Source organism: Streptomyces sp. TAA204, from assembly GCF_000424965.1.
The window spans coordinates 78,155-102,190 of record NZ_AUKW01000019.1 but is presented as its reverse complement, the minus strand read 5'-3'; the positions used below and the strand labels follow the sequence as shown (position 1 = coordinate 102,190).

Sequence of the window (24,036 nt, the reverse complement as noted above, 5' to 3'; positions counted from 1 at the left end):
TGTGACGTTCTTCCTTGGCCCTGAGCGCGCGGATCAGCAAGGATCACCGTCATGGACCTGCTGAACACGCTGGTGGACAAAGGGCTTCGGCGCGAGCTGCCGACACGCGACGAGGCCCGTGCGGTGTTGGAGACCTCCGACGAGGACTTGCTCGATGTGGTGGCGGCAGCCGGGAAGGTGCGCCGCCACTGGTTCGGGCGGAGGGTGAAGCTGAACTATCTGGTCAACCTCAAGTCCGGGCTGTGCCCAGAGGACTGTTCGTACTGCTCCCAACGGCTGGGCTCGCAGGCGGAGATCCTCAAGTACACCTGGCTCAAGCCCGGCGAGGCGGCGTCCGCCGCGGCGGCGGGCCTCAAGGGCGGTGCGAAGCGGGTCTGCCTGGTCGCCAGCGGCCGCGGCCCCACCGACCGTGACGTCGAGCGCGTGACGAAGACGATCTCGGCCATCAAGGACGAGCACGAGGACGTGGAGGTGTGCGCCTGTCTGGGGCTGCTCTCCGACGGGCAGGCCCAGCGGCTGCAGGAGGCCGGCGCCGACGCCTACAACCACAACCTCAACACCTCCGAGGCGACCTACGGCGACATCTGCACCACCCACGACTACGCCGACCGGCAGGAGACCGTGCGGCAGGCCAAGTCGGCGGGCCTGTCGGCCTGTTCGGGCCTGATCGCGGGCATGGGCGAGAGCGACGGGGACCTGGTGGACGTCGCCTTCGCGCTGCGGGAACTCGACCCGGACTCGGTGCCGGTCAACTTCCTCATCCCCTTCGAGGGAACACCCCTGGCCGGCGAGTGGAACCTGACGCCCCAGCGTGCCCTGCGCATCCTTGCGATGGTGCGTTTCGTGTGCCCCGACGCGGAGGTGCGGCTGGCCGGCGGGCGCGAGGTCCACCTCCGCTCGCTGCAGCCCCTTGCTCTGCACCTGGCCAACTCGATCTTCCTCGGCGACTACCTCACCAGCGAGGGCCAGGCCGGGCAGGCCGACCTGGAGATGATCGCCGACGCGGGCTTCGAGGTGGAGGGGACGGACACCACGACACTGCCCGACCACCGCGGCGGCGACATGGTGGCCGTGCGGCGGCGGGGAACCGGCACCACCCTGCCGCCCAATGCCTGAGCCGGGCACCGGGAACGGGAGGGAGACGGGGCCGGAGGAGCTGCTGGAGCTGGACCGGCGGCACGTATGGCATCCGTACGGGCCCATGCCCGGCCGCAGCCGGCCGCTGCTCGTCGAGTCGGCGTCCGGTGTGCGGCTGCGGCTGGCCGAGGAGGTGTGCGGGCGGCGTGAGCTGGTGGACGGGATGTCCTCGTGGTGGTCGGCCGTGCACGGCTACGGCCACCCCGTGCTGGACGAGGCTGCGCGCGGCCAGCTGGACCGTATGAGCCATGTGATGTTCGGCGGGCTCACGCACGAGCCCGCCGTGCGGCTGGCCAAGCGGCTCGTGGACGTCACGCCGGCCGGGCTGGAGCACGTCTTCCTCGCCGACTCCGGTTCGGTCTCGGTCGAGGTCGCGGTCAAGATGTGCCTGCAGTACTGGCGTTCACGCGGGAGGCCGGCCAAGCAGCGGCTGCTGACCTGGCGCGGCGGCTACCACGGCGACACCTGGCACCCGATGTCGGTGTGCGACCCCGAGGGCGGCATGCACGAGCTGTGGTCGGGGGTGCTGCCGCGGCAGGTCTTCGCCGACGCGCCGCCCTCCGGGTTCGACGCACCGCCGGACGAGCGCTATCTGGCACATCTGCGGGAGACGGTCGCCCGGCACGCGGACGAACTGGCCGCCGTGGTCGTGGAACCGGTGGTGCAGGGCGCGGGCGGCATGCGCTTCCACTCCCCCGCCTACGTCCGGGCACTGCGTGAGGCGTGCGACGAACACGACGTGCTGCTGGTGCTGGACGAGATCGCCACCGGGTTCGGACGTACGGGCGCGCTGTTCGCCGCGGAACACGCCGGGATCACACCGGACGTGATGTGCCTGGGCAAGGCGCTGACCGGCGGCTACCTCACTCTCGCCGCGACGCTGTGCACGACGAAGGTGGCGGAGGGGATCTCGCGGGGCGAGGTGCCCGTCCTCGCGCACGGCCCCACGTTCATGGGCAACCCCCTCGCAGCCGCCGTCGCCGACGCCTCCCTGGGGCTGCTCCTGGACGGGGACTGGGCGGCGCGTGTGCGCCGCATCGAGGGCGGGCTGCGGGACGGGCTGGCGCAGGCCGGCCGGATTCCGGGCGTACGGGAGGTGCGGGTGCTCGGCGCGATCGGCGTCCTCCAGCTCGACCACGACGTGGACATGGACGCCGCCACGCGTGCCGCCGCCCGGGCGGGAGTGTGGCTGCGGCCGTTCCGCGACATGGTCTACGCGATGCCTCCGTATGTGACGGACGAGGAGGACGTGGCCCGGATCTGTGCGGCCATGTGCGCCGCGGCGGCGGAGGGCTGAGGCGGATGCGGGGAGTCGTGGCCGTCACCGGTACGGACACCGGCGTCGGCAAGACGGTGACCACGGCGGCGCTGGCCGTCTCGGCGCTGGCTCAGGGACGCTCGGTGGCCGTGCTCAAGCCCGCGCAGACCGGCGTCACGGGTGAGCAGAGCGGTGATGTGGCCGAGGTGCGCCGTCTGGCGGGCGACGCGGTCACCGGCCTCGAACTCGCCCGCTATCCCGAACCGCTGGCGCCCGAGACCGCGGCACGCCGGGCAGGACGTCCCGGGGTCCCGCCCGGCCGGATCGCCGAGGCGGCGCAGAAACTGGCCGCCCGGCACGACCTGGTGCTGATCGAGGGCGCCGGCGGACTGCTGGTGCGCTTCGACGCGAACGGGTCGACGCTCGCGGACGCGGCGCAGCTGCTGACCGCACCGGTGATCGTCGTCGCGGCGGCGGGACTGGGCACGCTCAACGCGACGGCCCTGACGGCGCAGGCGCTGCGCGCGCGTGGCCTGACGACGGCGGGTGTGGTGATCGGCAGCCTTCCCGCCGCACCCGGTCTGGCGGCGCGCTGCAATCTCGAGGACCTGCCCCGCGTCGCGGGCACCGCCCTGCTCGGCGCCCTGCCCGAGGGGGCGGGAGCTCTCGCTCCCGCCGACTTCCGCAGGAGGGCTCCGGGTTGGGTCTCGGCCCGGCTCGGCGGCAACTGGGCGCCCGCGGGTCGCTGAGGGGCGCGGGAACGGACCCCGGCCTTCGTGCCAGGGGGGACACATGAGCCGCCGGCGGGGCAGAATCGGTGTGTCCGTGCACGGAGTCCGAGGGAAGGACCCCCGTCATGCCGTCACCCGCCGCGGAACCCGGCCCCGAGCCCGGAGGCGCAGCCGGAGCCGGAGCCGGAGCAGAGACCGTGAGCCATCCGCTCTTCGCCCGCTTCTACACGCGGCTGAGCGAGTCCGCCGAGCAACGGGCGGGCGTGGGAGCGCACCGCGAGGAGCTGCTGGCCGGGCTCACGGGGCAGGTGGTCGAGGTCGGCGCCGGGAACGGGCTGAACTTCGCCCGCTACCCCTCGGGCGTCTCCCGGGTCGTGGCCGTCGAACCCGAGCCGCGTCTGCGCCGTTCGGCCGAGGCGGCGGCGGAGCGCGCCCGGGTGCCGGTGGAGGTGCTGCCCGGGAGCGCGCGGGCACTTCCGCTGCCCGACCGTTCGTGCGACGCGGCGGTGTGCTCGCTGGTGCTGTGCTCGCTGCCCGATGTTCCCGTTGCGCTGCTGGAGCTGCGCCGGGTGCTGCGGCCCGGCGGTGAGCTGCGCTTCTACGAGCACCAACGCGCGGAGGGGCGGCGGATGCTGAGGGTGCAGCGCGCCTTGGACCGCACCGTTTGGCCGCTGCTGTTCGGCGGCTGCCACACCAGCCGCGACCCGGTGCGGGAGATCGGCGCCGCCGGCTTCACCGGCATCTCCTTCCGGCGGCTGCTGGTGCCGGGGGAAGGGCCGGTGTTCCCCTCCTCCTTCCACGTGCTGGGCAGTGCGCGCTGTCCGTGAACAGCCGCCGCGGCCGGTCCGCTCCCGGACAGGGGCGGACCGGCGGGTGCCGTGCCTGCCTTACGGGGTCCAGGTGCGCAGTTCGCGGGAGATCGCTCTCACGTCCGCCGTACCGTCCTTGACCAGGCGGGCCAGGTCACGGATCTTCTCCGGCGAGGTGGTGACCTTCAGGCCGCTGGCGACGAGGTACCCGTAGGCGACCGCGGACGCGAACAGCGCGTTGCCGCGTTCCAGCGCGGGGACGTGCAGCAGCAGTTGCAGCAGGGCGGCGGCGCGGTCGTGCGGCTCCGCGTAGACGGGCCGCTCGAATATGGCCGCCTCGTGCCTGCTGACGGCGGCGACAAGGGCGCCGTAGTCGGTGACGAGCGGGTCGCCCGGGGCTTTCGCCTCGGCGACCATGAGAAGCCAGGCGAGATCGATGCGGACAGTCACGTACGCGGACGGCCCTCGCCTCCGCGTCGGCCGGTCTCCGGGAACTCCTCCGCGAAGACCGACTCGTAGCTCTTCATGAAGTCGGCGGCGGCCTCGACGAAGGTCTCGCCCACCTCACCCGCCTCACGCTCGACGAGTTCCTCGATGTAGCGGTTCACGCTCACCCCCCGGGCGAGGGCACGCTCCCGCGCCGTCTCCGCGGTCGCCTCGTCCACACGGACGTTCAGCTGAGTCTTGGCCACAGCACCATGCTAGCACTTGAGCGCTAGCATGCGCGAGGTGCCGGGGACGGGCAGCCTCTCCGCCGGCCGTCCGTGCCGCCGCGCCGCCGCGCCGCGGGAGCATCCCGTACGCAGGGCGCGGTCCGGATGGTGAAAACCGCTCGCCCGCCACGACGGCCCGGTGCTGGGCTGGCGCGATGGACGATCTCGCGATACGGGCGGCGACCGCCGCGGACACCGGACGCGTACTGCGGTTCTGGGCAGACGCGGCCGAAGGCACCAGCATCAGCGACGACAGCGGCGGCGTGACCGCGCTGATCGAACGCGACCCCGGGGCTCTGCTGCTGGCGGAGCGCGGCGGGCAGCTGGCAGGCACGGTCATCGCCGGCTTCGACGGGTGGCGCTGCCACCTCTACAGACTGGCCGTACATCCGCGGCAGCGCCGCCGGGGCGTGGCCACCGCGCTGCTGGACGCGGCGGAGGCGAGGTTCGCCGCGCTGGCGGGACGCAGGGCGGACGCCATGGTCCTCGACCGCAACGCCTCCGCGCACGGCGCCTGGAAGGCCGCGGGCTATGCCCCGCAGCCGCAGTGGAGCCGCTGGGTCAAACACCTGGCCTGAGCGCATACGGCCGCGCCGCCCGGGGAAGGCGGTGGCGGCCCGCCCGTCTACGATGAACAGCTCCCGCCACTCAGCCGCCCGGCCACCAGCCGCGCAGCTCCGACCGAAAGGTGTGAGAGTCCGCCCATGGGCGACCCTCCCAACAGCAGACCTGTCGGCGGCCCGTGCCGCCAGGCACCCGCCCCCGTCCCCCCGCATGCGGAGGCAGCCCGGTGACGGAGGTGCTCTTCCTCCTTGTGGCGCTGCTGCTGGCACTGGCCTGCGGCGCCTTCGTCGCTGCGGAGTTCTCGCTGACGACCGTCGAACGGGCCGATCTGGAACGGGCCGTGCAGCGCGGCGAGCGTGGCTCGCAGAGCGCGATGAAAGCCGTCAGGTCGCTGACGTTCCAGCTCTCGGGGGCGCAGCTCGGCATTACCGTCACCAACCTCGTCGTGGGCATGCTCGCCGAGCCGTCGATCGCCAAGCTGATCACCGGCCCCCTGGAGGCGGCGGGCGTGCCCGGTTCGGCGGCTCCCTCCGCCGCGCTGGTCCTCGGCACGGCCCTGTCGACCATGGTGCTGATGGTCGTCGGCGAGCTGGTGCCGAAGAACTGGGCCATCTCCCGCCCGCTGCCGATCGCCAAGGCGGTCGCCACGCCGCAGCGGGTCTTCAGCGCCGCCTTCCGGCCGCTGATCCGCCATCTGAACAACACCGCCAACCGCATCCTGCACCTGCTGGGTCTGGAGCCCACCGAGGAGCTGGCATCCGCCCGCTCCCCCAGGGAACTGGTGGCGCTGGCGCGGCACTCCGCCAAGGAGGGCGCGCTGGAGGCGGACACCGCCGACCTGTTCGTACGGACGCTGCACCTGGCGGAACTGACCGCGGAGAACGTGATGACCCCGCGGGTGCAGGTCACCTCCCTCGATGTGCAGGCCAACGCCGAGGACGTCGCCAACGCCACCCGTGCCACGGGGCTCTCGCGCTTCCCCGTCGTGCGCGGCGGCCTGGACACCGTCGTCGGCATCGTGCGGATCAAGGACGTGCTGGCGGTGCCGGCCGAGGAGCGTCCGCGCTACCCGGTCACCGACCTGATGGCCGAGCCGCTGCTGGTCCCCGAGTCGCTGACCGTGGACCGGCTGCTGGACCGGATGCCCGGCGGTGACCGCAGCATCGCGATCGTCATCGACGAGTACGGCGGCACGGCGGGCGTCGTCACACTCGAGGACATCATCGAGGAGGTCGTCGGCGAGGTACGCGACGAGCACGATCCGCAGGAGCCCCCGGACCTGGCCACCGCCGGCCAGGACCCGGAGGGGCGGCGGATCTTCGACGCCGACGGCCGCGCACGCACCGACCAGCTGGAGGCCATCGGGATGCGCGCGCCCGAGGGGCCGTACGAGACTCTCGCGGGCCTGGTCGCCACCGAACTCGGCCGGATTCCCGAACGCGGCGACGCCCTCGACGTCGCCGACTGGCACATCGAGGTCGTGGACGCGCGGGGGCGGCGCGCCGCGCGTGTCCAGCTGACCGCTCCGCCGGAGCGCGACGAGGAAGACGCCGAAGCGGAGGAGAAGCGATGACCGCGATCCAGCTCCTGATCGGGCTGCTGACGCTCGTGGCCAACTTCTTCTTCGTCGGGGCCGAGTTCGCACTGATCTCCGTACGGCGCGCCCAGATCGAGCCCCGCGCGGAGGAGGGCGACAGGCGTGCACGCAGCGTCCTGTGGGGGCTGGAGCACGTCTCGGCGCTGCTCGCGGCGGCGCAGCTGGGCATCACGCTCTCCACGCTGGTGCTCGGCGTGGTCGCCGAGCCCGCCATAGAGCATCTGCTGGAGCCGCTCTTCCACGCGGTGGGCCTGCCGGACGGCGCGGCGGGCATCATCTCCTTCGTCGTCGCGCTGACGGCGGCGACGTACGCCCACATGCTGCTGGGCGAGATGGTGCCCAAGAACATCGCCCTGGCCGAACCGGAACGCATGGCGCTGCTGCTCGGCCCGCCGCTGGTGGCTCTCTCACGCGCGCTGAAGCCGGTGATCTTCACGGTCAACGCCTTCGCCAACAGCCTGCTGAAGCTCATGCGGGTGGAGCCCAGGGACGAGGTGTCCTCGACCTTCTCCGACGACGAACTGGCCCAGATGGTCGCCGACTCCAGCGAGGCCGGGCTGCTGGACGACCGTTCCACGGAACGTCTGCGCGACGCGCTGGAGCTGGGCCGGCGCCCCGTCGGGGAGATCGCACGGCCCACGGAGCGGGTCGTCGCCGCCCGGCTGGGGGTGACGCCCGAGGAGCTGGAGCAGCTCTCGGCCAGTTCCGGCTACTCCCGCTTCCCGGTCGTGGACGGCAAGGGCCGGGCGCTGGGCTATCTGCACGTCAAGGACGCGCTGGACGCCATACCGCGCGACGCGGCCTTCCCGGCGACGGCGATGCGGCCCATCGCGCGGGTGTCCGCGTCGATGCCGCTGGACGACGTGCTGGGCGCGATGCGCTCCAGCCGCACCCATCTGGCGGCGGTGATGGGCGAGGACGGCCGTACCGGCGGGGTGGTGACCATGGAGGACGTGCTGCGTGAACTGGTGCACCAGAGCCCCACGGAGGAGGCCCGGTGAGCGGTGCAACGTCGCCCGGGGCAACCGGATACGATGGGTGGCCGTGAACAGGCCGACCGCTTCCCCGCACGCCCTGCCCGGTCCCCGGGCGGCACAGACGCCACAGACGGCCCCCGCCCCGCGCGTCCCCGCCGTCAGCAGCTACGTCGCTCTCGGCGACTCCTTCACCGAAGGCATGTCGGACCGCCTGCCGGACGGCACCTACCGCGGCTGGGCCGATCTGCTCGCCGCCCGGCTCGCCGCCGGCAGCGACGGCTTCCGCTACGCGAATCTCGCCGTACGCGGCAAGCTCATCTCCCAGATCGCCGCCGAACAGGTCGGTCCGGGCGCCGCGATGGGCGCCGACCTGGTGACGCTCGTCGGCGGGCTCAACGACACGCTGCGCCCCAAGTGCGACATGGGCAGGGTGTGCGGGCTGCTGGAGGAGTCCGTGGAGCGCCTCGCGCCCCACTGCGGCCGGCTTGTGCTGATGCGCAGCCCCGGCCGCCGCGGCCCCGTACTGGACCGCTACCGGGCGCGCATGGAGGCTCTGTTCGCGTTCATCGACGAGCTGGCCGCCCGTCACGGCGCCGACGTCGTCGACCTGTACTCCGACGGGACGCTGGCCGATCCGCGGCTGTGGTCCGACGACCGGCTGCATCTCAACGACGAGGGACACCGCAGGGTCGCGGAGGCCGTGTGGCAGCAGCTGGGCCATCCGCCCGCCTCCGACTGGCGCTCGCCGCTGCCCCCGCACGAGGCACCGTCCTGGCTCACCCGGCGCCGCGCGGACGCACGCTTCGCCCGCGAGCACCTGGTGCCCTGGATCGGACGGCGCCTGACGGGCCGTTCCAGCGGCGACGGACGTCCCCCCAAGCGGCCGGAGCTCACCTCGCTGGCCCGCGAGGGGGACTCCCCGTAGGGGCAGGCCGCCCGGTTTCCACGAAATCGCCACGCTCCCCGGCTCCTGTCCCTGGCTCGCGGCCGAGGCGGAGGCCGAGCGGTGCCCCTCTGCGCCCCGCGGCATCCCCCGTGAACGGACGCGGACGTCCGCCGGAGCGCTGACCTGGACCTTCGGGGCCACCATGGGCTGCGTGGACTGTCAGCGGCAGTCGGTAGGGTTGGGCGCTGTGACTGAGAAGCCCCGCATCCCGGACGTCCTCGCCTCCCGCTACGCCTCCGCGCCGCTGGCGCGCCTGTGGTCCCCCGAAGAGAAGGTGGTGCTGGAGCGCAGGCTGTGGCTCGCCGTGCTGAAGGCCCAGCGGGACCTTGGCGTCGACGTCCCCGAGCGGGCACTGGCCGACTACGAGCGGGTGCTGACCCGTGTCGACCTGTCCTCCGTCGCGAAGCGTGAGAAGGTCACACGGCACGATGTGAAGGCCCGTATCGAGGAGTTCAACGCCCTCGCGGGGCATGAGCACGTGCACAAGGGCATGACCTCCCGCGACCTGACGGAGAACGTCGAGCAGCTCCAGATCCGCCTCTCCCTGGAGGTGGCCCGCGACCGCACCGTCGCACTGCTGGCCCGGCTGGGCCGGCTCGCGGCGGAGCACGCCGAGCTGGTGATGGCGGGCCGCTCGCACAACGTGGCCGCGCAGGCCACCACCCTCGGCAAGCGCTTCGCCACGGCCGCAGACGAACTTCTGCTCGGATACGAGCGGTTGACGAACCTGCTGGACCGCTACCCGCTGCGCGGCATCAAGGGCCCCGTCGGCACCGCCCAGGACATGCTCGACCTGCTCGGCGGCGAGCAGGACAAGCTCGCCGAACTGGAGCGGAGAGTGGCCGGGCACCTGGGCTTCGCCCACGCCTTCACCTCCGTCGGGCAGGTCTACCCCCGCTCCCTGGACCACGACGCCGTCACCGCGCTGGTCCAGCTCGCGGCCGCGCCCTCGTCGCTGGCGAAGACGATCCGGCTCATGGCGGGCCAGGAGCTGGTCACCGAGGGATTCAAGGAGGGCCAGGTCGGCTCCTCCGCCATGCCGCACAAGATGAACACCCGCTCGTGCGAACGCGTCAACGGCCTGATGGTGGTCCTGCGCGGCTACGCGTCGATGACGGCCGAGCTGGCCGGCGACCAGTGGAACGAGGGCGACGTCTCCTGCTCCGTCGTGCGCCGCGTCGCCCTGCCCGACGCCTTCTTCGCCTTCGACGGGCTGATGGAGACGTTCCTGACGGTGCTGGAGGAGTTCGGTGCCTTCCCGGCCGTCGTGGAGCGTGAACTCGACCGCTATCTGCCCTTCCTGGCCACCACGAAGGTGCTGATGGCCTCGGTGCGCGCCGGCGTCGGCCGGGAGAGCGCCCACGAGGTGATCAAGGAGCACGCCGTCGCCTCCGCCCTGGCGCTGCGCGAGGGAGCCGGGCACAACCAGCTTCTGGAGCGGCTGGCCGCCGACGAGCGCATTCCGCTCGGACGGGAGGAGCTGGACGCCCTGATGGCCGACCGGCTCGCCTTCACCGGCGCGGCCTCGGCACAGGTGGGCGCCGTGCTCGCCCGTATCGAGGAGGTCACCGAGCGGCATCCCGGGGCCGCCGCGTACAGCCCGGGGGCGATCCTCTGACGCGGCGCGGCCCCCGCTTCAGCCGGGAGGAGCTGGAGGCAGCCCGCGGCAAGCGGGTTCCGGACGTCACGGCCGAGGGTCTGCGGGTGCTCTTCTGCGGCATCAACCCCGGCCTGGTCTCGGCGGCCACGGGGCATCACTTCGCCCGCCCCGGCAACCGCTTCTGGCCGGTGCTGCACGCCTCCGGGTTCACGCCGCGGCAGCTGCGTCCCGAGGAGGAGCGCGAGCTGCTCGCATACGGGCTGGGCATCACCAACGTCGTGGACCGGGCGAGCCCGCGGGCAGACGATCTGGATGCCGAGGAGTACCGGGAGGGCGGCAGACAGCTCATCGAAAAGGTGAAGGAGCTGCGCCCCGCATGGCTGGCGGTGGTCGGCGTCACCGCCTACCGGACCGCCTTCGGCGAGCCGAAGGCGCGGATCGGTCCGCAGGAGCGGAGGATCGGCGGGGCAAGGGTGTGGGTACTGCCCAACCCCAGTGGTCTCAACGCCCATTGGACGCCTGCGCAGATGGCCCAGGAGTACGGCAGGCTGCGCGAGGCGGCCGGGGACGGTCCGGGCGGCCCGTGACCGGTTCAGTGAGGGTCGTGGACGGTGACGGCGGCCACCAGCTGGAAGGGGAGCTCGGTGCTGAGCTGGGAGACGCCCAGGGCTGTCCACCTCTCCCCCGCTCGCCACAGCTCCACGCAGGGCACCCCGAAGCTCAGCTCCAGCCAGGGCTGTTGGCTCTCGCCGGCAGCGCCCGCGCTTCGTACGAGCGTGCTCCACAGGCTGAAGAGCTGCGGCTCGCCCCAGCGCACGGTCATCGCGGCGCTCAACGCCCGGCACTCGGCCTCCTGCTGCTCCCGCGCCGCGACCCTGGCCGTGCCGTCGTCGTCCCAGAACTCCTCGCTGGTGGCGAGTTCCCCCAGGTGGTAGCCGGGGCCGCTGAGCACGTGGGCGGTACGCGTGCGCCTCGCGGGGAAGGCTCGGGCACGTAAGAGATCGATCGTCGCGAGGTGCTGGGCGGTCCCGGTCATGCCTCAAGTGAACCGGACGGCACCGACACCCGAAGACGGCCCGAACTGAGCGGCCCGCCCACGGCCTTCACGCACTTCCGCGCACGATTCGCGCCGGAACAGGCAGCGAAGTCCCGGTCCGCTGCCGCGCCCTGGCTCCGCCTCCGCGGGCCAATCCTCTACTCGTGGTAACCGGAGGCAGGCGATACGATCCGTCTCCAGGGCACAGGCAGGGAGGCGGACTTGACGCGGCTCTCCGGCAGAGACCCTTCTCTGCTGCGACGGATCAACTCCACCGCCGTGCTGCGTGTGCTGCGTTCCGAGGTCGGCCGTCCTCCGCCGACCCTTTCGGACCTCTCCCAGGCCACCGAGCTCTCCCGTCCCACCGTGGAGGGCGTGGTCGAGGGCCTCATCGACGCGGGCCTTGCGGCAGAGGCAGCGGCGGAGGCGGGCGGCGCGGCGCAGGTGGCCCGCCGCGGCCGTCCGGCGCGGCGCTTCCGCTTCCGCGCCGAGGCGGGTCACGCACTCGGGGTCGAGATCGGCTCGCACCGTATCGCCGCCGTGCTGTGCGATCTGACGGGCCGGTTCACGGGTACGGTCGCCCACGACATCGGCGAGGAGGCGCCCGCCCGCGAGCGGCTGGCGACCGCGCACGCCGCCGTGGGGGAACTGCTCGGCACGAGCGGGGTGCCGCAGGAGTCGCTGCGGGCGGTCGGCGTGGGTACGCCGGGAATCGTGGAGGCCGACGGAACCGTGCGGCTCGGTACGGCGCTTCCCGGGTGGACGGGGCTGCCTCTGGGTGAACGGCTGCGGGAGAGCTTCCGCTGCCCCGTCCTCGTCGAGAACGACGCCAACGCGGGCGTGGTGGCCGAACGCTGGAAGGGCGCGGCGGCCGGCACCGACGACGCCGTGATGGTGCTGGTCGGCCTCAGCCCCGGCGCGGGCTCACTGATCGGGGGGCGGCTGCACCGCGGTTTCGGCGGGGCGGCCGGGGAGATCGGCGCACTGCACCTGCTGGGACGCGAGGCCACTCCCGAGCGGCTGCTGTCGACCACGGACGAGCCGCTGCCGCCGCTGGACGAGGCCGCCGTCGCCGAGGTCTTCGCGCAGGCACGCGCGGGCGACGACCGTGCCGAGCGCGCCGTGGAGCGCTTCGTGCAGCGGCTGGTGCACGACGTGGCGGCACTGGTGCTGGCCCTGGACCCGGAACTGGTGGTCGTCGGCGGATGGGCGTCCGGGCTGGATGACGTGCTGGAGCCGCTGCGGGGCGAGTTGGAGCGCTACTGCCTGCGGCCACCGCGCGTCGCCCTGTCGGTGCTGGGCGACGCGGCGGTGGCCACCGGTGCGTTGCGGCTGGCGCTCGATCAGGTCGACAGGGAGCTGTTCAGCGTGGACTTCGAGTGAGTACGCCGGCCGTGCGGACGCCGCAGCGCCGGGCCCTCGCCCGTACGGGGAGGGGACATGACCGGCGGCTGGACGGGCTGGACGGCCGGGTCCCCGAAGGTGAGCCGGCAGGTGTCCGCACGGTAGGTGGACTGCGCGACGGCGGCGGTGACGCCCTGCGCGACGAAGCGGGTGGTGACGACGAGGACGGGCGCGCCGGGGAGCCGGTCGAGCTGCCGCGCGTCCTCGGCGCGGGCGGAGCCGAGTTCCACCGTGCGCTCCAGGCCCTCGAGTTCGAGGCGGTGCAGTTCACGCAGGACGGCGCGGCCCCGGGCCGCGCCGTCGGCGGGCTCGGGCGGCAGGCCGGGCACCGATGCCCGCGGCACGTGGAGGAGTTCGGTGGCGACGGGCTGGCCGTGCGTCATCCGTGTGCGGCGTACGGCGTGGACCACGCTGTGGGCGCTCTCCCCCAGCATCTCCATGATGGGCGCGGGTGGTGAGATCTCCTCCCAGTCCCCGGTCTGCCAGGCGTCGTCGGGCGCGCCGGGCCAGGTGTGCTCGCCGGAGCCGACGTCGACGCCGAAGCGGGGCGGGGCCACCGTGGTGCCCACGCCGCGGCGGCGCTGCAACCGCCCTTCCAGCTCGAGCTGTTCCAGGGCCTGCCGCAGGGTGGCGCGGGCGACACCGAAACGGGCGGCCAGTTCACGCTCGTTCGGGAGGATCTCGCCGACGCTGAACTCGGAGTCCAGCGCGTCGGACAGCACCGTCTTCAGGTGCCAGTACTTCGGTTCCGGCACCGCATCAAGCTGAGTGCTCCCCACAGTGGCCTCCGCATCCGCCGCGTGCAGCCCCGCCGGTGCGGCCGGACTTTCTACGTGCTTGTTTCTTAAAGGTTGTTGCGTATGCCCGACCATAGGGCGGCTGCTCATCGCTGGTCAAGACCAATCAGACCCTCGCGGGGCCTGTCCGGCCCGCACACAAGGGTGCGATGATCGATCATCGCTCACGCTCTGGGAGGTCTCATGACGCCACAGCAGCCCGTCACCGTCGTCACCGGCGGCGGCCGGGGCATCGGCGCGGCCGTTACGCTGCGGCTGGCACGGGCCGGCCACCACATCGCGATCGGCTACGAGCGCGACCGCGACGCCGCCGAGGAGACGGCCGCCGCCGTGCGCGCCCAGGGTGTGCGCGCACTGGCCGTACAGCTCGACACCAGCGCCGAGGAAGAGGTCGACCACCTCTTCGAAGCGGTGCGCGCGGAGCTGGGGCCGGTGACGGGGCTGGTCAACAACGCCGCGGTGACCGGGCCCCTGGGACGCTTCACCGAGACTCCCACCTCCGTGATGCGCCGCGTGATCGACGTGAACGTCATGGGCGCGCTGCTGTGCGCACGCCGGGCCCTGCTGGAGATGTCGACAGCGCAGGGCGGCCAGGGCGGCTGCCTGGTCAACATCTCCTCCTGCGCGGCGACGCTCGGCGCCCCGGACGAGTACGTCCACTACGCGGCGTCCAAGGCGGCCCTCGACGCGATGACGGTCGGACTGGCCAAGGAGTTCGGGCCTCAGGGCGTGCGCGTCAACTCCGTACAGCCGGGCGCCGTGCTCACCGGCATGCACGAGGCGATGGGCGATGCGGACCGCCCCTGGAAGAAGGCGGCGGCGACCCCGCTGCGCCGCCCCGGAGAGCCCGAGGAGGTCGCGGGCGCGGTGGCGTGGCTGATGTCGCACGAGGCGTCCTTCACCACGGGTGCGGTGCTGCGCGTCTCCGGCGGGCTGTGAGGTGAACGCTGCCCGCGGGGCGGGTGGCGCCCGCGGTGGTCAGGAGAGGTGAGCCAGCTTGTCGGGGTTGGCCACGATGTAGACGCACTGGATGAGGCCGTCGGCGACATCGACCTGGAGGACGGCGCTGACCTTGCCGTCCGTGCGGGCGAGCGCGGCCGGGCCGCCGTTGAGCTCGGTGAAGGCGAACTCCCAGCCCGAGACGTTCTGCTGGGCGACGGCGGCCAGGAACCGGCCGACCTTGTCCGCGGTGGTGATCGTGCGCAGCGGCGCCTTGGCCTTTCCGCCGCCGTCGCCCACCAGCCGGGCGCCGGGGGCGAGCAGTTCCAGCAGCTCACCGAGGTCGCCCCGGGAGGCCGCGTCGAGGAAGCGCCGGGTGATCTCGCGCCGCTGCCCGGGATCGACGTCGAAGCGGGGACGGCGTTCCGCGACGTGCCTCCGGGCGCGTCCGGCCAGCTGCCGCACGGCGGAGTCGCTGCGGTCGAGGGCGGCGGCGATCTCCGCGTAGGGGAAGCCGAACGCCTCGCGCAGCACGAAGACGGCACGCTCCAGCGGTGAGAGGGACTCCAGCACCACCAGCAGCGCGAGAGAGACCGACTCGGCCAGCATCACCTGCTCCGACGCGTCCTCCGCCGGAGCGGAGCCCACGTCAGTGACCAGCGGCTCGGGCAGCCACGGCCCCACATACGTCTCACGCCGGGCCCGCGCCGCGCGCAGCCGGTCGATGGAGAGCCGGGTGGTGACACGCACGAGGAACGCCCTCGGCTCACGCACCGGCTCCCGGTCCGCCGACGCCCAGCGCAGCCACGCGTCCTGCACGACGTCCTCGGCGTCGGCGACCCGTCCGAGCATGCGGTAGGCGACGCCCATCAGGACGGGGCGGTGCTGCTCGAAGATGTCCGTGGCCTCGCCGGCGCCCCCGGCAGGGCACTCGGCGGCCCCCGCGGCTGCGGCGCTCTCGTCGGCGTTCACCCGTCCATGATGGCACCCGGCCCGTGGCGCGTCGGGGGGAGGCTTCCACGGAACGGGAGTTGCTGACATCTTGTCCAGGAACTCTCGTGCCGCCGCGTCAGCCGACCGCCGATCCCATCAGGAGTGGACCATGCCCGCCGTCGCCTCCCCGCACATGCCCGTTCCCGAGACCGAGTCCTTCGTGCGCGTCTCCCCTGAAGGGAAGCCCCCTTTCGAACTCGCCTACGAGCGGCGCGGCAGCGGCGAACCGGTCGTACTGCTGCACGGCATCGGCCACCACTGGCAGGCGTGGGAGCCGGTGCTGGGCATTCTCGCCGCCTCGCACGACGTGACCGCACTCGACCTGCCGGGCTTCGGCGCCTCCCCCCGGCTGCCGGACGGCGTCTCCTACGAGCTGGGCAGCGTCGTCCCCCTGCTGGGCGAGACGCTGCGCGAACTGGGCCTGGAGCGCCCGCACATCGTGGGCAACTCCCTGGGCGGGCTCCTCGCGCTGGAACTGGGGCTGCACGGATACGCGCGCTCGGTCACCGCCCTCTCCCCCGCCGGCTTCTGGACGCCCGCCGAGCGCCGCTGGGCCTACGCCCTGCTGTCGGGCATGCGCGCCGGCGCCAGGGGCATCCCGGACGGCGTGCTGCGGCGGCTGGCCCGCAGCGCTCCCGGCCGCGCCGCGCTCACCGGCACCATCTACGCACGCCCCGGGCGCCGTTCACCGGAGGCGATCATGGCCGAGACGCGCTCGATGCGCGGCGCCACCGCCTTCGCGCCGACGCTGAAGGCCGGGCGCAGCCGTGATGTCCTCTTCGAGAAGGACCTGACCGGCCTGCCCGTCACGATCGGCTGGGGCGAGAAGGACCGGCTGCTGCTGCCCCGCCAGGGCAGGCGGGCGCAGAGGAGCATCCCCGGCGCCCGCCATGTCTCCCTGCCCGGCTGCGGGCACGTGCCGATGAACGACGACCCGGCGCTGGTGGCCCGGCTCGTCCTGGAGACCGTACGGACGGCGTGATGCCCGCGCCGCGGGACGCGGGCGCAACCGCGCTCAGGGGCGGTGCCCCCGCGGCACCTCCTCCTGCCGGGGCACCGGCCCGGGGGGCGTGCCCTCACCGAAGGGACGGCCGCCCAGCTGCTCACGGTGGTGGGGGGACAGCCACCCGGACAGGTCGGGCCCGGCCGGCACGATGCCGGTCGGATTGATCCCCGTGTGCACCTGGTAGTAGTGCCGCTTGACGTGGTCGAAGTCGATCGTGTCGCCGAAACCGGGGGTCTGGTACAGGTCGCGTGCGTACGCCCACAGCACCGGGTCCTCGGCGAGCTTGTTCCGGTTGCACTTGAAGTGGCCGTGGTAGACGGCGTCGAAGCGCACCAGGGTGGTGAACAGGCGGATGTCGGCCTCGGTGATCGACTCCCCGACCAGGTAACGGCGCTCGCGCAGACGCCCGGAGAGCAGGTCCAGACGGCGGAAGACCTCGGCGTGGGCCTTCTCGTACTCGTCCTGGCCGGTCGCGAACCCTGCGCGGTAGACACCGTTGTTGAGATCGCGGTAGACGCCCTCCGCCACCTCGTCGATCTCCTCGCGCAGCGCCGGCGGATACAGGTCGGGGGCACCGGGCCTGTGCAGGCCGCTCCATTCCCCGGCCATGTCGAGAGTCATCTGATGGAAGTCGTTGGTGACCAGCCGGCCGCTGGGGACGTCCACGACGGCGGGGACGCTCACCCCGCCCGGGTAGCCCGTCTCCCGCGCGTCGTAGGCCTCGCTCAGGTACCGGATGCCCAGAACCGGGTCCCTGCCGCCGGGATCGAGGGTGAAGCGCCAGCTGCGTTCGTCCTGCAGCGGGTCGGTGACGGCGAGGGAGAGAGCGTCCTCCAGGCCCAGCAGGCGCCGGGAGATGGCGGCACGGTTCGCCCACGGGCACGCCCTGCTGATCACCAGCCGGTAGCGGCCCGCCTCCACCGGCCAGCCGTCCGCCCCGTCGGCGGTGATCCTGTCTGCGAAGTGGCTCCGGGACCGTTTGAAGGACTTCCTGCCGTACGCCTCGTTGCCCTCCGGGCCCGCCTTCTCCACGCGGCTCATCGTGCCCTTCCTTCCCTGATGTGCTCGGGTGCTTCACGCCCCAGCGGCCGGGGGCGTACAGCACAGTGTGCTCACACGGGACGCGCGGAGCACCGCCGGTCCGGATGCCCTATGGGCGGGAGCGTGAACAGGGTCAGACGATCTCGTCGCTCATCCCGGCCAGTTCGCGCTCCTCGCCGCCGCCGGGGGAGGTCGGGGTGGTGTACGAGCGCCGCCCCGCCACGGCCCACCACGCGGTGGCCAGGGCCAGCACGGCGAACAGGGCGACCGGCGCGTAGTTGAAGGAGTTCCCGTCCACGGGCGAGGACTGCGGCAGGCAGAAGAGCACCGTCACGAAGGCCACCCACGTCACCGCGACCCAGCCGACGGGCACGCCCCAGCGTCCCAGGTTCCACCTGCCCGGCCGGAAGCGGTCCTTGTGGCGCAGCCGCAGGAAGACGGGGATGGCGTAGGCGGGCGTGACGCCGATGACGGCGATGGCGGTGACCGCGCCGTAGGCCGCCTTGCTGAACAGCGCGGGAAGGACCAGGACGGCCGCGGCGCCGACGCTCAGCATCACGGCACGCGCGGGTGTGCCCGTACGGGCGCTGACGCGCCGCCACTGGGCGGAGAAGGGAAGCGCCCCGTCACGCGAGAAGGCGAAGACCATGCGGCTGGCGGCGGCGACCTCGGCGTTGCCGCAGAAGAGCTGCGCGATGATCACGATCAGCAGCAGCAGTTTCGCACCGGCCGGCCCCAGCGCGTCGAGGAAGACCTGCGCGGGAGGCACCCCGGTGGCGGTGTTCTGCGTGCCGGCGTAGTCCTGGATGGCGAAGGTGACGCCCGCCAGCAGGACGAAGCCCGCCGCCCAGGACCATCCGACCGCGTGGACGATGCCGCGTGCGGCGCTGACCTCCGCGTCGGTGGTCTCCTCCGACAGGTGGGCGCTGGCGTCGTAGCCGGTGAAGGTGTACTGCGCCAGCAGCAGCCCGATCATGACCACGTACAGGCTGCTCGACCAGCCGGTGTCGTTGACGAACTCGCCGAAGACGAACGAGGCCGAGCGGTGCTCGGTGGGGATGAGCGCGAGGGCGGTGACGATCACGGCGACACCCGCGAAGTGCCACCACACACTGACCGAGTTCAGGACGCTCACCAGCCGTACGCCGAAGAGGTTGAGCGTCGCGTGCAGCAGCAGGATGCACAGGAAGATCACCATCACGGTCCCCGGCGTGGGCTCGATGCCCCACTGCAGGTTCAGCAGCGCTCCGGTGAACATCGCCGCGCCGTAGTCGATCCCGGCCAGCGTCCCCAGCAGCCCGAGGAGGTTGAGCCACCCGGTGTACCAGCCCCAGCGGCGCCCGCCGAGCTGGTCGGCCATGTAGTACAGCGCGCCGGAGGTGGGGTAGGCGCTGGTGACCTCGGCCAGTCCGGCGGCGACGAACATCACCATCAGGCCGACCAGGACCCAGCCCCACATCATCACCGCGGGCCCGCCCGTCACGAGCCCGAACCCGTAGAGCGTCATGCAGCCCGACAGGACCGATATCACCGAGAAGCTGATGGCGAAGTTGCCGAACGGGCCCATGCGCCGCACGAGTACGGGGTGATAACCGAGGTCACGCAGCTTGGCGTCGTCATCGAGCCTGCCCGCGCGACGCGACCTGGCGGTGGGGAACACGGGAACCTCCGGGGTGTGGCGGGGAGCGGTCTCTCGTGGGGAGGGTTGTGCGGCAGGGCGGCGTACGGTCAGCCGCGCCAGGAGAGCGACTCGGCACGTGCCCGCAGGAAACCGCTGCGGGCCGCGTCGGGATGACCGGCCTCCTCGGCCACGTGCCGCCAGGGCTGCTGGGTGAAGTACGGACCCAGAGCGGTGAAGACCCGCGCGGCCTCCTCGGTCCGGTGGCCGGCCCACAGCGCGTGCGCGAGGTGGTTGAGGTCCATGACGGACTGCCCGGCCGGGTCGGTGAGGTCGAACCAGCCGGTCAGCGCGGTGAGGGCGTCGCGGGCGACGGGGCCGTGCGCCCACTGCCGGCGCAGCAGCGGGTCGTTGTGATCCTGCTCGGACTGGCGGCGGAACTGCTCGACGTAGGCGTACAGCGGCAGGGCCAGCAGCTCCGACCCGGCCGGTGCCCATGAGGAGACCCAGCGCACGAAGTCGACCGGGGAGGCGCGCGAGGCGAGGTGGCCCTCCGCGCGCGCGTGGAGGAAGTGCAGCATGCGGTGGTGGGCCTCGCGGTTGTACCGGTCGCGCTCGTACACGCGGTAGAGCAGGCCCCACGGGCCGGGCGGCAGCATGGGCTCCGCGGCGCGTTCCCGGTGCTCCCCGCGCTCCTGGCCCCGGTCGAGGCGGGCGAGTGCGAGCAGGCACACCCACGGCACCGGGTCGACGGGCATCTCCTCGGCGGCTCTCCGGCACTCCTGCCGCGCCAGGTCCTCCAGCTCAGCGGCTCTGCGGTGGTTCTCGCGGTGGGCACGTACGGCGCGCTCCACGTTCACCCGCGCCTGCATCATCCGCGCGTCGGGATCGCGGGGGTCCTCCCGCAGCCACGCCTCGACGACCTGCGATCCGGCGGCGACCACGGCGAGGACCTGTGAACGGGAGGTGCGCAGCCCCCAGTGGGTTCCGGTGCGTGCCAGCAGCGTGCGCGTCGCCACCCAGTGACCCGCCCTCAATTCCTCCAGGGCGCCGCGCAGTTCGGCGTCGAAGCCGGCCGGGCTGTAGACAGGGCGGATCTCGCGTCCGCCACCCCCCGTCGTTCTCCGCATCAGTCCTGCTCCGTCGCCGTCCGGCTGGAGGGCCGGCGCGGCCGGCCCGGCGGCGCCGGCAACGGAGGGTGCGGAGTCACAAGCGGTCCTCGGTGGCGGGAAGCGGGGACCGTCCCCGCGCACGTACCACCGGCGCGGGCCGGCGGGATCGCGCGACGGCGGGCCCCCGGAATTTCGACACCGAACCTAACTTCTCCCTGTCACCTCCCACCCGGCACAGGACGTAACGATCCCGTGTCGAAACCGGCCACTTGGCCGGTGGGGGACCCGGCGGGTTCAGCCGGGACTGAACGGCCCCGGGGGCAATGTGCCGCGCCGCGCCCCGTGTTGCCGCCTGCGGCGTGCCACGGGCGGGCTCCGGCGGCGCAACACGGGGCGCGGCGGGCGGGGTTGTGACGCCGCATGCCCTCCCGGTACGGCGGGTCGCTGCTCACCCGCGTGCGCGGGTGAGCAGCGACGCCGCTGCGGCGACGCGGTCCGCCGCGACATCCTCGGAGCCTTCCGTGCCGCTCCCCCCGCCCGCGGCGTCGGTGGCCGTACTCCCGGTGGCCGTGCTCCCAGTGGCCGTGCTCCCGGTCTTCAGGTTCCCGGTGTCCGGGCGCTCGGTGTCCGGGCCCGTGCTCGCGGCCGCGTCCGCGCGCACGTGCGGGTATGCCTCCAGCACACTGTGCGCCCTGCGCACCGCCGCCTCCCGGCGGCCGAGCTGCAACTCCAGTTCGGCGGCCATGAGTTCGGCGGCGGTACGCTCCTGAAGCCCGGCCTCGCCGCAGCCCCGGAAGACGGTGACGGCGCGCTCGGCGCAGACGACGGCCTCCTGGTACGCGGCACGGTTGACGGCATCCTGCTCGGGCCGCTTCCCGCTCCCGTCCGGCGGACCGTCGGTGGCCCGGAGCAGCAGCTCTGCCGTCTGCCGGTAGGTCAGGCCGAGTTCGAGCTGTGTCAGCAGCCTCCGGTCGCTGTCGTGGGCGGTCTGCAGCGTGCTCTCCAGCTCCTTCAGCGCCTCCGCCATCAGCTCGACCGCCTCGGTGGCGGCCTCCGCGGTGGGCGTCTCGGCTGCGGGGGTCTCGGCAGCGGCCGCGCCGGCCGGCGCCCCCGGTGCGGACCCGGCCCCGCCGTCCGCGGGGGCGAGCGCGATCCACGCACGCGAGCGAAGTGCCCGCACCAGCGCGGGGATCTCGCCGAGCGAGCGCCACAGCTGCCCGGCACGCTCGTACTCCTGCGCCGCCCGCTCCTCCAGCGACGCCTCCTTGAGCGCGTCGGCCGCCAGATGGGCCAGGACGGCGTGGTCCCGCTGGTCCTCCCAGGCCGAAGCGGTCCGCGCGGCCCGCAGGAACTCCTCCGCGGCTGCGGCGTACTCGCCCAGTTCGCACAGCGCCTGCCCGAGCCACCACCGGGCCTGGACCACGTCGCCTTCCGCGTGCCCGGCGGCCAGGTCCGGCAGGGCCGACTCCAGCACCGCGGCGGCCTCGCCGGGGCGGCCCAGTGCCAGTGCGGCGCCGCCCAGCCGCAGGCGCGCGTACGCGCCGAGCCCGGCGCTGTCGCCCGCGGCGTCGGCCCGGTGTGCCGCTTCGAGGAGGTGGCCGGTCTCCTCCTCGGCCAGGTCCTGCGCGGCGAAGGCGTCAGCGAGGGCGATGTGCAGCTCCGCGGCCTCCTCGGGCGGACGCAACGCGGCCCGCTGAGTGTCCTCCAGCGCCCGCTGCAGCAGTTCCGCCGCCTCCCCGGCCCGGCCGGCTGCCGGCATCAGCTGAGCCAGCAGGAGTTCGGGGCCGGTGGCCTGCCAGGGTCTGCCCGCCTCGTGGCAGAGCCGCGCCGCCTCGGCGTACATCTCGCCGGCTGCCGACGCGTCACCGAGCAGCTGGGCCAGCCGTCCGCGTGACTCGGTGGCGTCGGCGATCCGGGCGAGGACCACCGGGCGGGACCGGTCGGGGCCGGCGAGTGCGATCAGGTTCTCCAGTTCGGCGTCCAGTTCGGCAGCCGCACGGTGAGCGTCCGCGGCCTCGTCGAGCAGCAGGAAGCGCACACGGGTGCGGGAGAGCAGCACCGCCGTGGCCTCTTTGGTCCCCGCGCGGCCGGCGCGGTGCAGCGAGACCGCCTCCCTGCACAGAAGTTCGAGCTGGGCGAGGGCTTCCCCGGACTCCCCGGCGAACGCTGTGGCCAGGGCGGCGCGTGCCCGGCAGGCGAGCGCCTGGCCCAGATCCCCGGCGTCGGTGAAGATGCCCGCCGCCTCGGTGAAGCGGACGGCACCGGCTGCGGGGTCGGTGCGGGCCAGCCGCATGGCACGGTGGTCGAGGATCTCGGCCCTCTCGACGTCCGTCAGCGCGGTGCCGGTGCGCCGGACGGCCTCCTCCAGCCGCTGCCAGACGTCCATGGCCCGGGGATGGCCGTCCTCGCTGAGCCGGCGGGCCTCGGCGAGGAGTTCGCGCGGTTCCCCGCCGGGGCCGTCCGCACCCGCGCTGTGCGCGGCGGTCCCCTCCGCACGGGACGAGCCCTCCGCCGCCTGAGCCGCCGGCGGCGCGCCGCGCACTCCCAGCGGCAGCCGTTCCAGCAGGGGCCGGCCTCCCATGCGCGCGCGGGCCTCGTCGCTGACGGCGCTCGTGCCGTTGCGCTCGTCGAAGCGGGCGGCCAGGGCCAGGGTCTCGTCCGCGGCGTGTTCCAGCAGGGTCACCGCCGTCCACTCCCGGCCGGACGGGCCTGCCACCCGCCGCTGCCCGTGGCCCAGTTCGGTCAGCCGCCGCAGGAGCCGGGCGGCGCTGCCCGTCCACAGGAGGCAGCTGTGTGCATCTCCGCGGGGGTCCCACTGGCCGCTGTGCCGCTCCAGGATCTCCAGACCGCGCTGCTCGTTGCCCGTCAGCGCACAGAAGTCGACGTGGTCCGCCAGCGCGTGCCGCGTGGTCGTGCTCCGCGTCCCGCGCAGCAGACGGTATCCGCGCAGATGGTGCTCCCGGGCCTCCCGGTCCCGTCCGAGCCGGAGGAGCGGGAGCAGCGCGGACGCCGCCACACCGCCGGGCCCGCACGCGCAGGTGTAGGCACCCTCCAGCACGGGCCGCCACAGCCGCAGCGCCTCCTCGTCGTTCCCGCGCTGGACCTGCCACAGGCCCTGCCGGCGCAGTTCGCAGACGTGGCAGCCGCTCATTCCGTCCCGGGGGGCCGCCAGCCAGGCGGCGTAGGCGCGTTCGGCCCCCGGGATGTCGCCGATGCCCCGGGCGATGACGAACTCGCTCTGCCGCACCGCCCGTTCGGAGTGCCCTGCCAGCCGGTAGCGCAGCTCCATCTGCGCCTGCCACTGCCGCACGGACTCCAGCGGTATGTCCGGCACCGCCGTCACGCACCCGGCGATCCGGGTGAACAGCAGGTGGAGCCGGCGGGCGGCGGCCGCCCCGAAGTCACCGGGGTCCTCGTCCCACATCCGCAGCAGCCGCGCGAAGGGCCCGAAGAGCGCTCGCCGCCGGGAGCCGGCGTCGTAGGCGGCGGCGAGGCCGAGGAGCGCCTCGACGAGCAGGGCGCGGTCACCGGCCGCCCCGGCCCGGTCCAGGTGCTGTTCGGCCCGTGCGGCGCGGGCGTCCCCGTCCGGTTCCTCCTCGTTCTGCGCCAGCGCGGCCCGGATCTCCTCGGCGGTCGGGGACGTCATCTGCCCTCCTGGGGCTGGGTCGTTGCTGCCGCGGTCGTCGGGGTGGAAGGCCCGGGGACGTCACGGGGCGCAGGTCGCGCGGTGCGGCAGGCGGGCACGGCGGCGGGACGGC

21 protein-coding genes and 1 pseudogene are annotated in these 24,036 nt (G+C 73.4%); 13 read left to right on the top strand and 9 right to left on the bottom strand.

Features of this window, described 5'->3' with window-relative positions:
- The first annotated feature begins 51 nt into the window (after window positions 1-51).
- The 4 genes from bioB to H343_RS0120745 all read left to right on the top strand — a co-directional run bounded on the left by bioB (window position 52) and on the right by H343_RS0120745 (window position 3,953).
- The gene (gene bioB / locus H343_RS31850; protein WP_078505957.1) at window positions 52-1,116 is read left to right on the top strand and encodes a biotin synthase BioB; all 1,065 of its coding nucleotides are present in this window, start codon (window positions 52-54) and stop codon (window positions 1,114-1,116) included.
- Entirely contained in the window at window positions 1,109-2,434 is a 1,326-nt protein-coding gene (locus tag H343_RS0120755; RefSeq protein ID WP_028432718.1) for an adenosylmethionine--8-amino-7-oxononanoate transaminase, read from the top strand. Before bioB ends, H343_RS0120755 begins: the two co-directional genes overlap by 8 nt.
- 5 nt (window positions 2,435-2,439) lie before the next feature.
- Window positions 2,440-3,144 carry a dethiobiotin synthase gene (bioD, locus tag H343_RS0120750; RefSeq protein ID WP_037904537.1) on the top strand — a complete coding sequence of 235 codons (705 nt, stop codon included), beginning with the start codon at window positions 2,440-2,442 and terminating at the stop codon, window positions 3,142-3,144.
- Between the two features lie 107 nt (window positions 3,145-3,251).
- Entirely contained in the window at window positions 3,252-3,953 is a 702-nt protein-coding gene (locus H343_RS0120745) for a class I SAM-dependent methyltransferase (protein ID WP_051265633.1), read from the top strand.
- 60 nt (window positions 3,954-4,013) lie between these two features.
- Here H343_RS0120745 and H343_RS0120740 read toward each other — a convergent pair whose 3' ends face one another.
- Window positions 4,014-4,385 carry a hypothetical protein gene (locus H343_RS0120740; RefSeq protein WP_028432715.1) on the bottom strand — a complete coding sequence of 124 codons (372 nt, stop codon included), beginning with the start codon at window positions 4,383-4,385 and terminating at the stop codon, window positions 4,014-4,016.
- Window positions 4,382-4,627: a toxin-antitoxin system antitoxin component gene (locus H343_RS0120735; RefSeq protein ID WP_028432714.1), complete on the bottom strand. Its 246-nt coding sequence runs from the start codon at window positions 4,625-4,627 to the stop codon at window positions 4,382-4,384. The genes H343_RS0120740 and H343_RS0120735 overlap by 4 nt, the downstream gene beginning before the upstream one ends.
- Before the next feature lie 176 nt (window positions 4,628-4,803).
- Here H343_RS0120735 and H343_RS0120730 point away from each other — a divergent pair, with 176 nt between their 5' ends.
- From H343_RS0120730 to mug, 6 genes are all read left to right on the top strand, one after another.
- Complete coding sequence (locus tag H343_RS0120730) at window positions 4,804-5,226, top strand: GNAT family N-acetyltransferase (protein ID WP_028432713.1); 423 nt, start codon at window positions 4,804-4,806, stop codon at window positions 5,224-5,226.
- 212 nt (window positions 5,227-5,438) lie between these two features.
- Window positions 5,439-6,785: a hemolysin family protein gene (locus tag H343_RS0120725; protein WP_028432712.1), complete on the top strand. Its 1,347-nt coding sequence runs from the start codon at window positions 5,439-5,441 to the stop codon at window positions 6,783-6,785.
- A complete protein-coding gene (locus H343_RS0120720) occupies window positions 6,782-7,810 on the top strand; it encodes a hemolysin family protein (protein ID WP_028432711.1) in 1,029 nt (342 codons plus the stop codon). Before H343_RS0120725 ends, H343_RS0120720 begins: the two co-directional genes overlap by 4 nt.
- A 43-nt stretch (window positions 7,811-7,853) precedes the next feature.
- Window positions 7,854-8,711, top strand: coding sequence for an SGNH/GDSL hydrolase family protein (locus H343_RS0120715; RefSeq protein ID WP_078505972.1), 858 nt, complete (start codon window positions 7,854-7,856; stop codon window positions 8,709-8,711).
- 208 nt (window positions 8,712-8,919) lie between these two features.
- Window positions 8,920-10,350, top strand: coding sequence for an adenylosuccinate lyase (gene purB / locus H343_RS0120710; RefSeq protein WP_028432709.1), 1,431 nt, complete (start codon window positions 8,920-8,922; stop codon window positions 10,348-10,350).
- On the top strand, window positions 10,347-10,919 hold the full coding sequence (mug, locus tag H343_RS0120705; protein WP_078505956.1) for a G/U mismatch-specific DNA glycosylase: 573 nt from the start codon (window positions 10,347-10,349) through the stop codon (window positions 10,917-10,919). The genes purB and mug overlap by 4 nt, the downstream gene beginning before the upstream one ends.
- A gap of 5 nt (window positions 10,920-10,924) precedes the next feature.
- On the opposite strand, the gene H343_RS0120700 is transcribed toward mug, so the two are convergent.
- Window positions 10,925-11,368, bottom strand: a complete 444-nt coding sequence (locus H343_RS0120700; RefSeq protein ID WP_028432707.1) for a hypothetical protein — start codon at window positions 11,366-11,368, stop codon at window positions 10,925-10,927.
- Window positions 11,369-11,590: 222 nt separating this feature from the next.
- Here H343_RS0120700 and H343_RS0120695 point away from each other — a divergent pair, with 222 nt between their 5' ends.
- On the top strand, window positions 11,591-12,751 hold the full coding sequence (locus H343_RS0120695) for an ROK family protein (RefSeq protein WP_028432706.1): 1,161 nt from the start codon (window positions 11,591-11,593) through the stop codon (window positions 12,749-12,751).
- An 89-nt stretch (window positions 12,752-12,840) separates the two neighbouring features.
- Here H343_RS0120695 and H343_RS31845 read toward each other — a convergent pair.
- Window positions 12,841-13,551, bottom strand: a pseudogene (locus tag H343_RS31845) (GntR family transcriptional regulator); the annotation flags it as partial.
- A 201-nt stretch (window positions 13,552-13,752) separates the two neighbouring features.
- Here H343_RS31845 and H343_RS0120685 point away from each other — a divergent pair.
- Window positions 13,753-14,508: an SDR family oxidoreductase gene (locus tag H343_RS0120685; RefSeq protein WP_037904495.1), complete on the top strand. Its 756-nt coding sequence runs from the start codon at window positions 13,753-13,755 to the stop codon at window positions 14,506-14,508.
- 39 nt (window positions 14,509-14,547) lie between these two features.
- On the opposite strand, the gene H343_RS0120680 is transcribed toward H343_RS0120685, so the two are convergent.
- Window positions 14,548-15,378 (bottom strand): RNA polymerase sigma-70 factor, encoded by an 831-nt coding sequence (locus H343_RS0120680; protein WP_051265654.1) that lies wholly within the window; start codon window positions 15,376-15,378, stop codon window positions 14,548-14,550.
- Window positions 15,379-15,610: 232 nt separating this feature from the next.
- Here H343_RS0120680 and H343_RS0120675 point away from each other — a divergent pair, with 232 nt between their 5' ends.
- Entirely contained in the window at window positions 15,611-16,483 is an 873-nt protein-coding gene (locus H343_RS0120675) for an alpha/beta fold hydrolase (RefSeq protein WP_028432703.1), read from the top strand.
- 33 nt (window positions 16,484-16,516) lie between these two features.
- On the opposite strand, the gene H343_RS0120670 is transcribed toward H343_RS0120675, so the two are convergent.
- From H343_RS0120670 to H343_RS31840, 4 genes are all read right to left on the bottom strand, one after another.
- A complete protein-coding gene (locus H343_RS0120670) occupies window positions 16,517-17,548 on the bottom strand; it encodes a glutathione S-transferase C-terminal domain-containing protein (protein ID WP_028432702.1) in 1,032 nt (343 codons plus the stop codon).
- A gap of 133 nt (window positions 17,549-17,681) precedes the next feature.
- Window positions 17,682-19,208 carry an amino acid permease gene (locus H343_RS0120665; protein ID WP_028432701.1) on the bottom strand — a complete coding sequence of 509 codons (1,527 nt, stop codon included), beginning with the start codon at window positions 19,206-19,208 and terminating at the stop codon, window positions 17,682-17,684.
- A gap of 68 nt (window positions 19,209-19,276) precedes the next feature.
- On the bottom strand, window positions 19,277-20,296 hold the full coding sequence (locus tag H343_RS0120660; protein WP_028432700.1) for a hypothetical protein: 1,020 nt from the start codon (window positions 20,294-20,296) through the stop codon (window positions 19,277-19,279).
- A 430-nt stretch (window positions 20,297-20,726) separates the two neighbouring features.
- Window positions 20,727-23,924, bottom strand: coding sequence for a hypothetical protein (locus H343_RS31840; protein WP_051265631.1), 3,198 nt, complete (start codon window positions 23,922-23,924; stop codon window positions 20,727-20,729).
- Window positions 23,925-24,036 lie beyond the last annotated feature (112 nt).